An 11,969-nucleotide genomic window follows, 5' to 3' on the forward strand; every position below is an offset into this window, starting at 1 on the left:
TGTCCGCACCGGCTCAGCGGGGCGCCGGTTCGGGGGTGAGCAGCCCGGGGTCCACGACCGCCCGGGCGGTCACCGAGGTGAGTGCCGCGTCGAGGACCAGTGCGGCGTCCGCCGCGCCACCGTCGCCGAGGACGACGGCGGCGCTGTCCGGGCCCTCCCGGTGCGCCATCAGGAAGTCGTAGAGCAACCAGTCCACCGCGCAGGCGACGGTCAGCGGATCGGCGGCGGCCGAGCCGGCGGCGTCGAGCACCGAGCGCAGTGCCTCGCGGTGCTCCCGGCGGGCGGCGTCCTTGTTCACCCCGGAGCTGTCGAACAGCAGCGTCGACAGCGTCAGCGGCAGCCGCCTGCCGTCCTCGGTGCGGACGACCCACCGCCCGCCTGCCCACGGCCGCGCCGGATCCACCCGGCACATCTCGCCGAACCCGCCGACCACACCCGGGCCGGGCCGGTCCAGTTCGTCGTCCAGCGGTGCGGGGCCGAGCAGACCGAGCGGCGCACGGGCCCGGACCGAGACGAGCGTGCTGGTGCCGACGATCTGCCCGGTCCGCACGTCCGGTTCCACACCCAGCTCGCGCGAGGCCAGCACGACGTCGTGCACCAGGCGGTCGAACACCCGGTACAGGGTGTGCAGCGACTCGCGCTCGGCGGCGTCGGGGCGTCGGCCGCCGCCGAGCAGCTCGCCGTAGCGCCGTGCCGCGTCGATCAGGGCGTCGTCCAGCGCGGCGAGGTGGGTGGCGACGAGGCGGTCCGGTTCGTCGTCGGTGGTGACCAGCGTGCGCAGCGTCGTGGGCGTGCCGTCCGGGCCCGCCCAGGAGAATCCGATCTGCTCGTCGGTCTGCAGGATCCGTGGTCTCACGTCACCCTCCCCTTCCGTTCGCTCCGCGCCGCCACCCGGAGCAGCCGTCGGTTCGTCCGCTCCAGCTGGCGGACGGTGCTCGCCCGCAGCTCGTGCAACCGGCTGCGTTCGAGGCGGCCGCAGATCCGGCCCCAGTGCAGTGCGACCGCGTCGTCGACCCGCAGCCCGGGGGCCGGGGCGTAGCCCTCGACGACCGCCGGGATCCGGGTCACCACCGGCTCGGCGAGCCGCAGCGCGCCGCCGACCAGGCTCAGCGGCCGGTACCGGACGTCGACCTCGTCACCGCGGAGGGCGAGCACCGTCGCCCAGGTGATCCGGCAGCTGTCCAGGACGTGCAGCGGGTGCTCGTCGGCCCCGCGGCCCAGCAACCGGGTCCAGGGGTAGACGCCGAGGACGTGGAAGGCGTGGTTGCCGGCGGCCTCGTCGAGCAGGTCGGCGGTGAGGTGCGACCAGTAGTGCCCGGCCTGCGGGCCGATCACGGCCAGCAGCTCGGCGCCGAACGCCCTCGGGTCCAACCGCTCCCCCACCCCGCCGCCGAACCAGTAGGACTCGACGACCCGTGGGTCCAGCGGGTCGTCGATCCCGGCCATCCGGGACAGCACCTGCAGGTAGGGCCAGGCGCCGGAGAACCGGCGCGCCGCGGCCCGGACCTGTGCCGCCGTCCCGGTGCGGAGCACGTCGCCCGCCGGTGGTCCGCAGTAGCCGAGGTGGTTCGGCGCGTAGGCGTAGCGGGCGAACAGCTCCGCCCCGGCGTCGGTGGCCGCCGCCGTCACCCCTGGCCGACCAGCTGGGCGGCGTCGCGGTGCATGCGCCCGAAGTTGTAGTAGGCGGCGCACGCCCCCTCCGGGGAGACCATGCAGGTCCCGATCGGGGTCTCGGGGGTGCAGGCGGTGCCGAACACCTTGCACTCCCACGGTTTGAGCACCCCCTTCAGCACCTCGCCGCACTGGCAGGCCTTGGGGTCGGCCACCCGGACCCCCGGCAGGTCGACCCGGCGCTCGGCGTCGAACTCCGCGAACTCCTCGCGGATCGCGAGCGCGCTCTGCGAGATGAACCCGAGCCCGCGCCACTCGAAATGCGGACGCAGCGTGAACACCCGGCCCAGCAGTTCCAGCGCCGCCGGGTTGCCGTGCTCGTCGACGACCCTGGAGTACTGGTTCTCGACCTCGCAGCGGCCCTCCCGGATCTGGGTCAGCAGCATCGCGACCGAGGCGAGGATGTCCAGCGGTTCGAATCCGGCGACCACCAGCGGCTTGCGGTAGACCTCGGGGACGAAACGGTACGGCGTCGTCCCGACGACGGTGGAGACGTGCCCGGGCCCGAGGAACCCGGACAACCGCAGGTCCGGCGAGTCCAGGATGGCCTTGATCGGCGGCACAATCGTCACGTGGTTGCAGAACACGCTGAAGTTCCGCACCCCCAGCTCACGCGCCCGGACCAGGGTGACCGCGGTGGACGGCGCGGTCGTCTCGAAACCGATCGCGTAGAACACGACCTGGCGGTCGGGGTTGTCGACGGCGATCTTCAACGCGTCCAGCGGCGAGTACACGAACCGCACGTCGCCGCCACGCGCACGGGCGTCGAGCAGGCTGCCGTTCGAACCGGGGACGCGCATCATGTCGCCGAAACAGGTCAGGATGACCTCGGGCTGCTCGGCCAGCCAGATCGCGTCGTCGACCCGGCCCATCGGGATGACGCAGACCGGGCAACCCGGCCCGTGCACCAGCTCGACGTTGCCGGGCAGGAGGTGCTCGATGCCGTGCCGGTAGATGGTGTGGGTGTGCCCGCCGCACACCTCCATGAACTTGAAGTGTTCGCCCTCGCTGCGCGGCTCGGCGAGCCGCCCGATCGCCCCGAGCAGTGCCCGGGCTGCCGCGGGGTCGCGGAATTCGTCGACGAATCGCATGGCTGCTCCGTGGTCGAAATGTGTCAGACGATGGACGACGAATCGAGTGCGTCGATCTCGTCCTGATAGCTCTCGCCCATCTTCTGGACGGCGTCGAGGGTCAGCAGGGCCTCCTTCTCGTCGATACGCGCCATGGCGAATCCGACGTGCACGAGAACCCATTCGTCGACGGCCGGGAAGTCCCGTTCGAGCAGCCGGACGCTGATCGTCCGCTGCACGCCGCTCACGTCGACCTTGGCGAGACAGTTGGCCCGGTCGGTGATCTCCACGATCCGTCCGGGGATGCCGAGGCACATGAACTCTCCTCTCAACAGATCCGGGGCAGCGGGTCGCCGACGAGCGTGTCGACGATCCGGGTGCCGCCGAAGCCGGTCCGGAGGACGACGGTGTCCGCGGGTTCCGCGGTGACGCTGCCGATCACCACGGCGTCCGCGCCGAGCGGATGGGCACGCAGCGCCGCCAGACCGGCGTCCACCTCGTCCGGGGCGAGCACGGCCAGGAACTTGCCCTCGTTGGCGACGTAGAGCGGGTCGATGCCGAGCATCTCGCAGGCCCCGGCGACGACCGGGCGGACCGGCAGCGCCTCCTCGTCGAGCACGACGCCGAGCCCGCTCGCCACGGCCAGCTCGTTGCAGACGGTGCCGACCCCGCCACGGGTGGGGTCGCGCAGCCACCGGGTGGACGGCGCGGCCGCGAGCAGGTCCGCCACCGCCCCGGCGACCGCCGCGGTGTCGGAACGGATGTCGGCCTCGATCGCCAGGTCACCGCGGGCCAGCATGATCGCCATGCCGTGGTCGCCCATGAACCCGGAGAGCACGACCCGGTCGCCGGGGCGCACCGCGGCCGCGGACAGCGTCCGGCCGTCGGGCACCGACCCGACCCCGGTCGTGGTGATGTACACACCGTCCGCCGCGCCCTGCGGGACGACCTTCGTGTCACCGGCGACGATCGTCACCCCCGCCTCGGCGGCGGCCGACGCCATGTCCGCGACGATCTCCTTCAGCTCGGCGATCTCGAGACCCTCGGCGAGGACGAACGCCGCGGTCAGCCAGGCCGGGACGGCCCCGGCCATCGCGAGGTCGTTGACCGTTCCGTGCACGGCGAGATGCCCGATCGACCCGCCAGGAAAGCGTCGTGGCGACACCACGAAGGAGTCGGTGGACACCGCGATCCGCTGCCCGCCCGGTGGGGCGAGCACCGCGCCGTCGCCGAGGTCGGCCAGTGCCGGGTTCCGGAACGCCTCCAGGAAGACGGCGTCGACCAGGGCCTGCGAGGACTTCCCGCCGGCACCGTGGGCGAGCGTGATCCGCTCCTCGCGCAGCCGTGGCCTGCGTCGGCGGAACGCCTCGATCCGGTCGATCACCTCGCCCTCGGCGAACCCCGGACCGGACTCCCGGTACTGCTGCACGGTCCCGCTCATCGTCGCTCCTCCCGCATCCGGTGCACCGCGGACCACAACCGGTGGCCGAGCAGCGCCTGTGCCTCCTGGATCCGGTGCACGCTCTGCGACCGGACCACGAAGCAGACGTCGAGGTCGGTGCTCGTGGCGAACGATCCGCCGTCGTAGCCCGCGAACCCGATCGTGAACATCCCGCTCCGCCGGGCCTGTGCCAGTGCCGCCGTGAGGTCCCGGGAGCTGCCGCTGGTGGACATCGCGACGGCGATGTCGCCGTCCGCACCGCGGGCGATCAGCTGCCGGGCGAAGACCAGGTCGAAGCCGACGTCGTTGCCGAGCGCGGTGAGGATCGCCTGGTCGGCGGTCAGCGACCAGGCCGGCAACGGCCGGGCACCGGCGGGCGGGTGGGCGAACAGCGCGGCGAGGGTGGCGGCGTCGGTCGAGCTGCCGCCGTTGCCGAAGGTGAACATCCGCCCGCCGGCGGCGAACCGTTCGGCCACCGCGGCGGCGGCCCGCTCGACGTCGGCCGCGCAGTCCTCGGCGGTCGCGCGGCGCAGCCGGGCGCTCTCGGTCGACTTGGCGACCGCGGAGGCGGCGAGATCGGCCAGCAGCGGGCCCGGGTCCCGCTCCCGGGCGTCCAGGAACGGGTAGAGGAAACCGGAGCTCATCGGGTGCCCTCCGCACTCAGCACGCGCAGCGCCGCCCCGGCGTGCACCAGCAGCAGGTCGTCGCGGCGGACCCGCCCGACCAGGTCGACCACCACCTCCTGCTCGCCGTCCGGGGTGCGGACCAGCGCGGTCGACCCGGTGCCGGGATCGGTCACCTCGACCACCCGGCCCTCGTCGCTGCAGGTCACACACACCTCGTCGGTGCAGCCCTCGGTGGTGAGCAGGCCGGGATGCTCGAAGCAGACGTGCGTGAGCTCCCACAGCAGGTGGTAGAGCAGCACGAAGCCACCGGTCGCCGGCTGCGCCGGGTCGGGGTCGTCGTGCCACAGGACGTGATCGGCCGACCCCGCGGGCGGGCGCGCACCGTGCCCGATCCAGATCGTGGTCGCGCCCCAGGCGGGCGCCCGGCGGGCGATCTCCCGGACGTACGGGTCCGCCGCGTCCGCGACGGCGAGCACCACGTCGCCCGGGCGCACCGACAGCCGCGCGGTCGCGACCGGGTCGCGGTCGGTGAGGGCGACGGCCGGCAACGCCCTGGCCCCGACGACCACCGGGTGGACGAACTCGACCGCGACGTGCTGCGCGTGCGGCTCCCAGGCGGGCGCCACACACCACAGGGTCGCCCCGGTGGAGAAGCGGCGGGCCAGTGTCAGGGCGGCGGCCGCGAGGTCGTCGGCGAGTTCGGGGGCGAGGCCCGCGTCCGTCCCGGTCTCCGGTGCGGTCGTCACGAGGACACCCCCCGGTCCTCGAGGACGCCGTACTCGACCATGGTCCGCAACGTCGCCATGGCGGCCGCCTCGTCGACATGGCTGAGCGCGAACCCGGCGTGCGCGATCGTGTACTCCCCGACCTGCAGGTCCGGGACGTAGGCGAGGCAGAGGTCCTGTTCGGTGTCCGGGAAGCGGACCCGAGCCATGCGGGCGCCGGTCTCGGCGTCCCAGACCCGGATCACCTGCCCGGGGATTCCTAGGCACATGGGCTGGACCCTCCTGGTCGTGCGTGGTGGTGGACGGCGGACGGTCCCCCGGAGCCGGGTCGCTCCGCCAGGGCCGTCAGTACCGCTGTCGCAGCCTGGCCGAGCGCCAGACCGCCGTCGTTGGGCGGGACCACCCGGTGGGTGAGCACCTCGTGCCCGGCGGCCTGCAGCCGCCGCCGGGTCTCCCGCAGCAACAGCACGTTCGCGAAGACGCCGCCGGTCAGGCCGACCGTCCGTCGACCGGGGGCGAGGACCGCGACGGCCCGGACGACGGCGTCGGCCAGCGCCCGGTGGAACGCCGCGGCGAGCTCGGCCGGCCGGATCCCGTGCCGCAGCCCGGCGACGATCCCGCGGATCACCGGGCCCGGATCGAGGACGCCGTCGGGGCCGACACCGAACCCGGGCACCGGCCACCGGGACCGTCCGCCCGGTGCCGCGCCCGACGTCGCGGTCGCGGCGAGCGCCTCCAGCTCGATCGCGGCCTGACCCTCGAACGCGATCCGGTGCCGCACGTCGAGCAGGGACGCGACGGCGTCGAACAGCCGGCCGACACTGCTGGTCGGCACACAGCCCACACCGCTGTCCAGCTGGGACTCCAGCGCGGCCCGCTCGGCGGCGGAGGTGGCCCGCACCGGGGCCAGGTCCGCGGTGCGGGCCACCCCGGCCGCGCGGGCGTGCACCAGCGCCATCCGCCACGGGTTGCGGACCGCGGCGTCACCGCCGGGCAGCGGCACCGGTGCGAGGTGGCCGGCCCGGGTGAACCGGTGACCGTCCGCTCCGACCAGCAGGATCTCCCCGCCCCAGACGGTGCCGTCGGTGCCGTGACCGGTCCCGTCGAAGGCGACGCCGACGACCGGGCTGCCCAGCCGTCCGTGCTCGGCGAGCAACGCCAGCACGTGCGCGTGGTGGTGCTGCACGAGATCGGGTGGACGGTCCCCGGCGAGCCGTTCGGCCCGGCCCCGGGTGAGGTAGCCGGGGTGCAGGTCGGCGACCACCCGCTCCGGACGCCCGCGCAGGGCGGTGAGCCGCTCGACGGCCCGGTCGAACGCGAGGGTGGTCTCCAGCGATCCCATGTCACCGACGTGCGCCGAGCAGAAGGCGTGCCTGCCGTCGGTCAGGCAGAACGTGTTCTTGAGCTCGCCACCGACGGCGAGCACCCGCGGCCCGGTGACCCCCAGGTCGATCGGCAACGGGGCGTACCCGCGGGACCGCCGGATCGGCAGTTCCTCGCCGTCGACGACCCGGACCACCGAGTCGTCGCACGGCACCTCGATCGGCCGGTCGTGGTCGAGCACCGCGTCGCACAGCCCCGGCAGCCGGTCACGGGCGTCAGCGTCGGTGTGGCACAGCGGCTCGTCGCTGAGGTTCGCGCTGGTCAGCACGATCGCGTCCGGGACGGGGGCCGGGTCGCCGGGGACCGGCGCGAGCAGCAGGTGGTGCACCGGGGTGTAGGGCAGCAGCAGTCCGAGCAGCGGGTTCGCCGGTGCGACCTGTTCGGCGACCGGCGCCCCGGGCCGGCGCTCCAGGAGCACGACCGGCCGCTGCGCCGAGCCCAGCACCGCCGCCTCGTCCGGGGAGATCCGCGCGTAGCGCCGTGCGGTGTCGACGTCACGGACCAGCAGTGCGAACGGCTTGCCGGTTCGGGCCTTGCGCCGGCGCAGCTCGGCCACCGCGACGGCGTCGTCCGCGGCACAGGCCAGGTGGTAGCCACCGATCCCCTTGACGGCGACGATCCGGCCGGCCGCGAGGGCGCGCTGCGCCGCGGCGATCGCGGCGTCACCGGTGCGCCCGTCCTCCGCACAGCGGCCGGCGTCCCCGGCCGGCCCACCGTGCGCGCACCGGTAGGTCAGGACCGGGCCGCAGTCCGGGCAGGCCACCGGCTGGGCGTGGAAGCGCCGGTCGGCCGGATCGGCGTACTCGGCGGCGCAGCGCTCACACATCGCGAACCCGGCCATCGTGGTGGCCGGGCGGTCGTAGGGGAGGCCGCGGATGATCGTGAACCGCGGGCCGCAGTCGGTGCAGGTGACGAACGGGTGCCGGTAGCGGCGGTCGGCCGGGTCGAACAGCTCGCGGAGGCAGGCGGCGCAGGTGGCGACGTCCGGGGGGACCGTGGTCGCCGCTCCCCCGGACGCCCGGCTCCCGTCGATCCGGAAGGCACCGGCGCCGGTCGCCCGCAGGTCGGTCCAGTGGACCGACTCGATCCGCGCGAGCGGGGGCGCCTCGGTGCGCAGCCTGCGGTCGAACTCGTCGAGCGCGGCGGGTGGGCCCTCGACCTCCAGGAACACCGCCGCGGAGTCGTTGCCGACCAACCCGCCCAGCTCCAGCGCGGTGGCCAGCCGGTGCACGAACGGACGGAACCCGACGCCCTGGACGACGCCGGTCACCACGGCCCGGCGACGGAGGGCACCGGCGGCCGGGGCGCTCACGAGCCCGCCTCCGTGCGGTGCCACAGCACGACCCGGTTGTTGCCCGAGTCGCACACCGCGAGCCGGTCGCCGTGCAGGGACAGTCCGTAGGGCCAGCACAGCGTGTCGTCGAGCACGGCCGCCCACCGGTTCTCCCCGTTGCCGGCGAAGTCCGGCTGGGCCAGCACGTGCCGGGCGCCGCGCCCGTCGGTCGGCACCGTGTCCCACAGCAGCACCCGGTTGTTGGCGGTGTCGGCCACCGCGAACCGGTCGCCGCACGGGTCGAGGCAGGCCGAGTAGGGGAAGCGCAACCCGGCGGCGGTCTGCGGGGCGTAGGGCCACTCGTCCCCGGTGTCCAGACCGGGCTGGCCGATCGCGAAGCCGGCGGGCCGGTCGGCGTCCGGGGCGGGTGCCCAGCCCAGCACCCGGTGGTTACCGGCGTCGGCGACCAGCAGCAGACCGTCCCGGCCGGTGACCGCGTGCGGCCACCGGAAGCTCGCCGGGCCGACGCCCTCGCCGCGGTTCTCCTCCCGCGCTGCCGGGCCGGGCTGACCGAGCACGACGTCCGCGGGGCGTCCGGGGCCGGGGATCCCGCCGTCCCAGCCGAGCACCCGGCGGTTGCCGGTGTCGGCGACCCAGAACCGTCCGTCCACGATCCCGACGCCGAACGGCCAGTAGAACGTGGCCGCCGAGCAGGCGCCGCCGGCGTTCGGTTCGACGCTGTCCGGGCCCGGCTGGCCGAGCACCAGGTCGGGGGCGACGTCGTCGGAGCGCGGGACGGAGTCCCAGACCAGGATCCGGTGGTGCCACGCGTCGGCGACGACCAGCCGCCCGTCGTGCACCAGCACGCCGGTGGGCAGGTTCATCCCGTTCGCCGGGCCGCGTCCGCCCGCCGCGCGGCCCTCGGTGGTCGCGTCCGGCTGGCCGAGCACGACGTCGGCCGGCTGCTCGTCGGTGTCCGGCCCGCCGTGCCAGAGGAGCACCCGGTGGTTGCCGGTGTCGGCGACGGCGAGCAGGCCCGGGTCCAGGTGCACCCCGCGCGGCGAGTACATCCAGGACCGCGAGGGCGTCGCCGAGGGCAGGGCCAACCCGCCGGTCGCGGGTGCGCCCAGCCGGACGCCCGGTGCCCAGCCACCGGCCAGCGCCGGGTCGGTGCCGGGATCGACGCGTGTCGGGCGCCCGCCGATGCTGTGCCGGACCGTCAGCCGGCTCACGGTTCGGCCCGGACCCAGACGGTGTCGCGCTCGACCCGCATCGGGAGCCGTTCGAGCTGGGCGCCGGGCGCGCTCAGGCACTCCCCGGAGCCGGCGTCGAAGCAGAACCCGTGCCACGGGCAGGTGAGCGTGCCCGCGGTGACGTCGAGCAGCGCGTCGTCGAGCGGGAGCCCCTCGTGCGCGCAGGCGTTGCGGAACGCGGCGAGCCCGTTGTCGACGTTCACCACGACCAGCGAGGCCCGCCCGCCGGGTGTGTCCACCTCGACCGGGTGCACCGCCCCCACCGGGAACTGCGCGGTGGACCCGGCCCGCGACCAGCCCTGGGTCGCCGGGTCCGGGCCGATCCGCAGCTCGTCGAGCGGGATCAGGGTCGGCGACGGCTCGTTCGGCAGCACCTCGACGGTGGTGATCTCCGGTACGCCCTCGACCAGGCTGGACTCGACGAGGTTGCGCAGCGTCACCGAGGACATCGAGCAACCGTTGCAGGCACCCTCCAGCCGGACGAACGCGGTCGCGCCCTCCACCCGGTCCAGCAGCACGTTCCCGCCGTGGCTCGCCAGCTGCGGTCGCACCCCGGCCAGAGCCCGTTCGGCCCGGACCGACGGGGGTTCGCGCACGATCCCGTGCAGCGACAGCAGCATCCGCACCACCGGCTCGTCGGCCAGCTCGAACAGGGCGGGCCGGGTCGCCTCGTCGGCCTTGAGCCGGCGGACGATCTGCACCAGCCCGGCCCGATGCACCGCCTCCAGCGCCGCCCGCAGCTCCTCGGCGGCGGCCCGCGCGGCCGGGTCGAGGTCGGCCAGTGCGCTCACGGCACGGTCGACGCGGCCGGCGAGCTCCTCGAAGGTCGGTTCGGTGCCCGGCTCGGCAGCCGGGGCCGTGGGGGATACCGAGGTCGTCATGGCCGTTCCTCGCTGTGGTGGTGGGTGGTCCGTCGTCCGGGGCGGGCCGGGATCAGCCGGGGGCCGGTGCCGGTGCGTCGTGCTCGGCGGTGCGGGCCAGTGCGGTCTGCCGGGCGATCTCGTCGAGCACACCGCGCACCGCGCGCACCGACGCCTCGTCGGTGTGCTCCTCGAACAGGAAGCGCGCCTCGTAGAGGCGGGCCTTGGCGTCGTCGAACGCCCCGAGGTGGGCGAGGACGGTCCCCTGGTTGCTGAGCACCCTGGCCCGGCCGAGCGGATCGGCGTGCCGGTCCCGGGTCTGCAGCACCGCCTCGTAGATCTCGACGGCGTCGACCAGGTTCTCCTCGCGGTGCGCGGTCGGGCCGTAGACCAGCGAGTTGGCGAGGTTCAGCTGCAGGCTCGCCCACTCGGCCGGGTGGTCCTCGCGGGTGTAGACGGTCAGCGCCGCCCGCAGCGACTGGGCCGCGATCCCCAGCCGCAGCTGCCCGGAGGCCTCGACCATCGGCATCGTCAGATAGGCCGTGGCCAGTCCGGCGTGCGCCGCGGCCCAGGTCAGCGCCGCGTCCTCGCGGCGCACCAGCTGCAGCGCCGCGTGGTAGTGCGGGACGGCCCGGTTCAGCATGTCGGGCCGGTCGTCCGCCTGCTCGTGCAGCGCCCCGGCCAGCTCCAGGTGCACCTCGGCCCGGCCGACGGCCACGCCGTCGGCGTCGTCGAGCAGGGCCAGCGCCTGCTCGAAGCGGGCCACGCAGCCGAGGTCACCGTGTTCGCGCAGGATCCCGGCGGCGGCCGCGTGCAGCAGGCCGGCCAGCGGCGGTGACACCGGTGCGGCCTGCTCGACGGCCCGGTCCAGCAGGGCCACGGCGGCGGCGGGCCCGTCGGTGCCGAGCACGTGGGCGGCCTGCGCGGACAGCACGAGCGCGCCGATCTCGCCGTCGGCCACCTCGCCGTCGGCCACGTCACCGTCGGCCACCGCGCCGGACGAGCCGGGGGGCTGGTCGGTCCGGCCGAGCGCGAACAGCACCAGGTCGACCAGCACACCGAGCTCCCCCAGCTCCCGGCGGAGCCGGTCCGGGTCGGTGCCGCGCGGGGCCGGCGCGTCCGGGTCGAGGACGAAGCGGTTGTACCGGGCGACCGGTCCGGGCTCGGGATCGGCGTCCAGCACGGCGAGCGCACCGTCCCGGTCCCCGGCCAGCGCCAGCTCGTGGGCACGCAACCGGTCCGGCCAGCGCGCCGGCACCCGCCCGGCGAGCAGGTCGAGACGGGCCGGGTCGGTGTCCGTTCCGGCCGGTACCAGGAGGTACCCGAGCGGCAGCGGCAGGACGCCGAGCGGCTGCGGTCGGGTGAGCAGCCCGGCCGGGCCGGGATCGTGCGGTCGGTCGGCCATCTGGGGGTCCCTCGTGTTCATCGCTGGTCTCGCTGGTCTCGTTCGGCGGCGCGGCGGATCAGCCGGGCGGAGATCCGGGCCCGTGCCTCGGTCGGATGGGAACTGATGCGCTTGCGGACCACACCGTCGGCGAAGACGACGACGATCTCGACGACCCACCGGCCGCGCTCGTGCACGACCTCGGTGTGCACGTCCAGTGCCTCGTCCACGGGGCTTTCCGGACGGGGCGTGGCCCCGGGCCGCTCGTCCGGTGTCCCGCTCA

The 11,969-nt window shown here is 74.9% G+C and carries 13 protein-coding genes; all 13 read right to left on the bottom strand.

The genetic code is table 11. The features are described from left to right. Positions 1-13: 13 nt before the first annotated feature. Genes AB0J24_RS12720 through AB0J24_RS12780 form a run of 13 tightly spaced genes read right to left on the bottom strand, consistent with a single transcriptional unit; the run spans position 14 to position 11,916 of the window. Positions 14-856, bottom strand: coding sequence for a hypothetical protein (locus AB0J24_RS12720; RefSeq protein ID WP_358679767.1), 843 nt, complete (start codon positions 854-856; stop codon positions 14-16). Beyond that, positions 853-1,629 (bottom strand): DUF6390 family protein, encoded by a 777-nt coding sequence (locus AB0J24_RS12725; RefSeq protein ID WP_358679770.1) that lies wholly within the window; start codon positions 1,627-1,629, stop codon positions 853-855. Before AB0J24_RS12725 ends, AB0J24_RS12720 begins: the two co-directional genes overlap by 4 nt. Then, positions 1,626-2,762, bottom strand: a complete 1,137-nt coding sequence (gene hypD / locus AB0J24_RS12730) for a hydrogenase formation protein HypD (RefSeq protein ID WP_358679772.1) — start codon at positions 2,760-2,762, stop codon at positions 1,626-1,628. The genes AB0J24_RS12725 and hypD overlap by 4 nt, the downstream gene beginning before the upstream one ends. A gap of 23 nt (positions 2,763-2,785) precedes the next feature. Beyond that, positions 2,786-3,058, bottom strand: coding sequence for a HypC/HybG/HupF family hydrogenase formation chaperone (locus tag AB0J24_RS12735; protein ID WP_358679774.1), 273 nt, complete (start codon positions 3,056-3,058; stop codon positions 2,786-2,788). Positions 3,059-3,069: 11 nt separating this feature from the next. Next, complete coding sequence (gene hypE, locus AB0J24_RS12740) at positions 3,070-4,182, bottom strand: hydrogenase expression/formation protein HypE (RefSeq protein WP_358679775.1); 1,113 nt, start codon at positions 4,180-4,182, stop codon at positions 3,070-3,072. Continuing rightward, positions 4,179-4,826: an SIS domain-containing protein gene (locus AB0J24_RS12745; protein ID WP_358679778.1), complete on the bottom strand. Its 648-nt coding sequence runs from the start codon at positions 4,824-4,826 to the stop codon at positions 4,179-4,181. The genes hypE and AB0J24_RS12745 overlap by 4 nt, the downstream gene beginning before the upstream one ends. Then, positions 4,823-5,554, bottom strand: a complete 732-nt coding sequence (locus tag AB0J24_RS12750) for a HypC/HybG/HupF family hydrogenase formation chaperone (protein ID WP_358679781.1) — start codon at positions 5,552-5,554, stop codon at positions 4,823-4,825. Before AB0J24_RS12750 ends, AB0J24_RS12745 begins: the two co-directional genes overlap by 4 nt. Next, on the bottom strand, positions 5,551-5,802 hold the full coding sequence (locus AB0J24_RS12755; RefSeq protein WP_358679784.1) for a HypC/HybG/HupF family hydrogenase formation chaperone: 252 nt from the start codon (positions 5,800-5,802) through the stop codon (positions 5,551-5,553). Before AB0J24_RS12755 ends, AB0J24_RS12750 begins: the two co-directional genes overlap by 4 nt. After that, positions 5,793-8,228: a carbamoyltransferase HypF gene (gene hypF, locus AB0J24_RS12760; RefSeq protein WP_358679787.1), complete on the bottom strand. Its 2,436-nt coding sequence runs from the start codon at positions 8,226-8,228 to the stop codon at positions 5,793-5,795. Before hypF ends, AB0J24_RS12755 begins: the two co-directional genes overlap by 10 nt. Continuing rightward, positions 8,225-9,421 (bottom strand): NHL repeat-containing protein, encoded by a 1,197-nt coding sequence (locus AB0J24_RS12765; RefSeq protein WP_358679790.1) that lies wholly within the window; start codon positions 9,419-9,421, stop codon positions 8,225-8,227. Before AB0J24_RS12765 ends, hypF begins: the two co-directional genes overlap by 4 nt. Further along, the gene (locus tag AB0J24_RS12770; RefSeq protein ID WP_358679793.1) at positions 9,418-10,323 is read right to left on the bottom strand and encodes a NifU family protein; all 906 of its coding nucleotides are present in this window, start codon (positions 10,321-10,323) and stop codon (positions 9,418-9,420) included. Before AB0J24_RS12770 ends, AB0J24_RS12765 begins: the two co-directional genes overlap by 4 nt. A gap of 52 nt (positions 10,324-10,375) precedes the next feature. Further along, positions 10,376-11,707, bottom strand: a complete 1,332-nt coding sequence (locus tag AB0J24_RS12775) for a hypothetical protein (protein WP_358679795.1) — start codon at positions 11,705-11,707, stop codon at positions 10,376-10,378. Positions 11,708-11,724: 17 nt separating this feature from the next. After that, positions 11,725-11,916: a hypothetical protein gene (locus tag AB0J24_RS12780; RefSeq protein WP_358679798.1), complete on the bottom strand. Its 192-nt coding sequence runs from the start codon at positions 11,914-11,916 to the stop codon at positions 11,725-11,727. Positions 11,917-11,969 lie beyond the last annotated feature (53 nt).

This window comes from Pseudonocardia sp. NPDC049635 (assembly GCF_040659795.1).
In the GTDB taxonomy this organism is placed as follows: domain Bacteria; phylum Actinomycetota; class Actinomycetes; order Mycobacteriales; family Pseudonocardiaceae; genus Pseudonocardia.

Bases quoted from the DNA above. Each gene is read 5' to 3' on its own strand.
- AB0J24_RS12755 (WP_358679784.1), bottom strand. From the start codon at position 5,802: ATGTGCCTAGGAATCCCCGGGCAGGTGATCCGGGTCTGGGACGCCGAG.
- AB0J24_RS12770 (WP_358679793.1), bottom strand. From the start codon at position 10,323: ATGACGACCTCGGTATCCCCCACGGCCCCGGCTGCCGAGCCGGGCACC.
- AB0J24_RS12745 (WP_358679778.1), bottom strand. From the start codon at position 4,826: ATGAGCTCCGGTTTCCTCTACCCGTTCCTGGACGCCCGGGAGCGGGAC.
- hypD (WP_358679772.1), bottom strand. From the start codon at position 2,762: ATGCGATTCGTCGACGAATTCCGCGACCCCGCGGCAGCCCGGGCACTG.
- AB0J24_RS12735 (WP_358679774.1), bottom strand. From the start codon at position 3,058: ATGTGCCTCGGCATCCCCGGACGGATCGTGGAGATCACCGACCGGGCC.
- hypE (WP_358679775.1), bottom strand. From the start codon at position 4,182: ATGAGCGGGACCGTGCAGCAGTACCGGGAGTCCGGTCCGGGGTTCGCC.
- AB0J24_RS12775 (WP_358679795.1), bottom strand. From the start codon at position 11,707: ATGGCCGACCGACCGCACGATCCCGGCCCGGCCGGGCTGCTCACCCGA.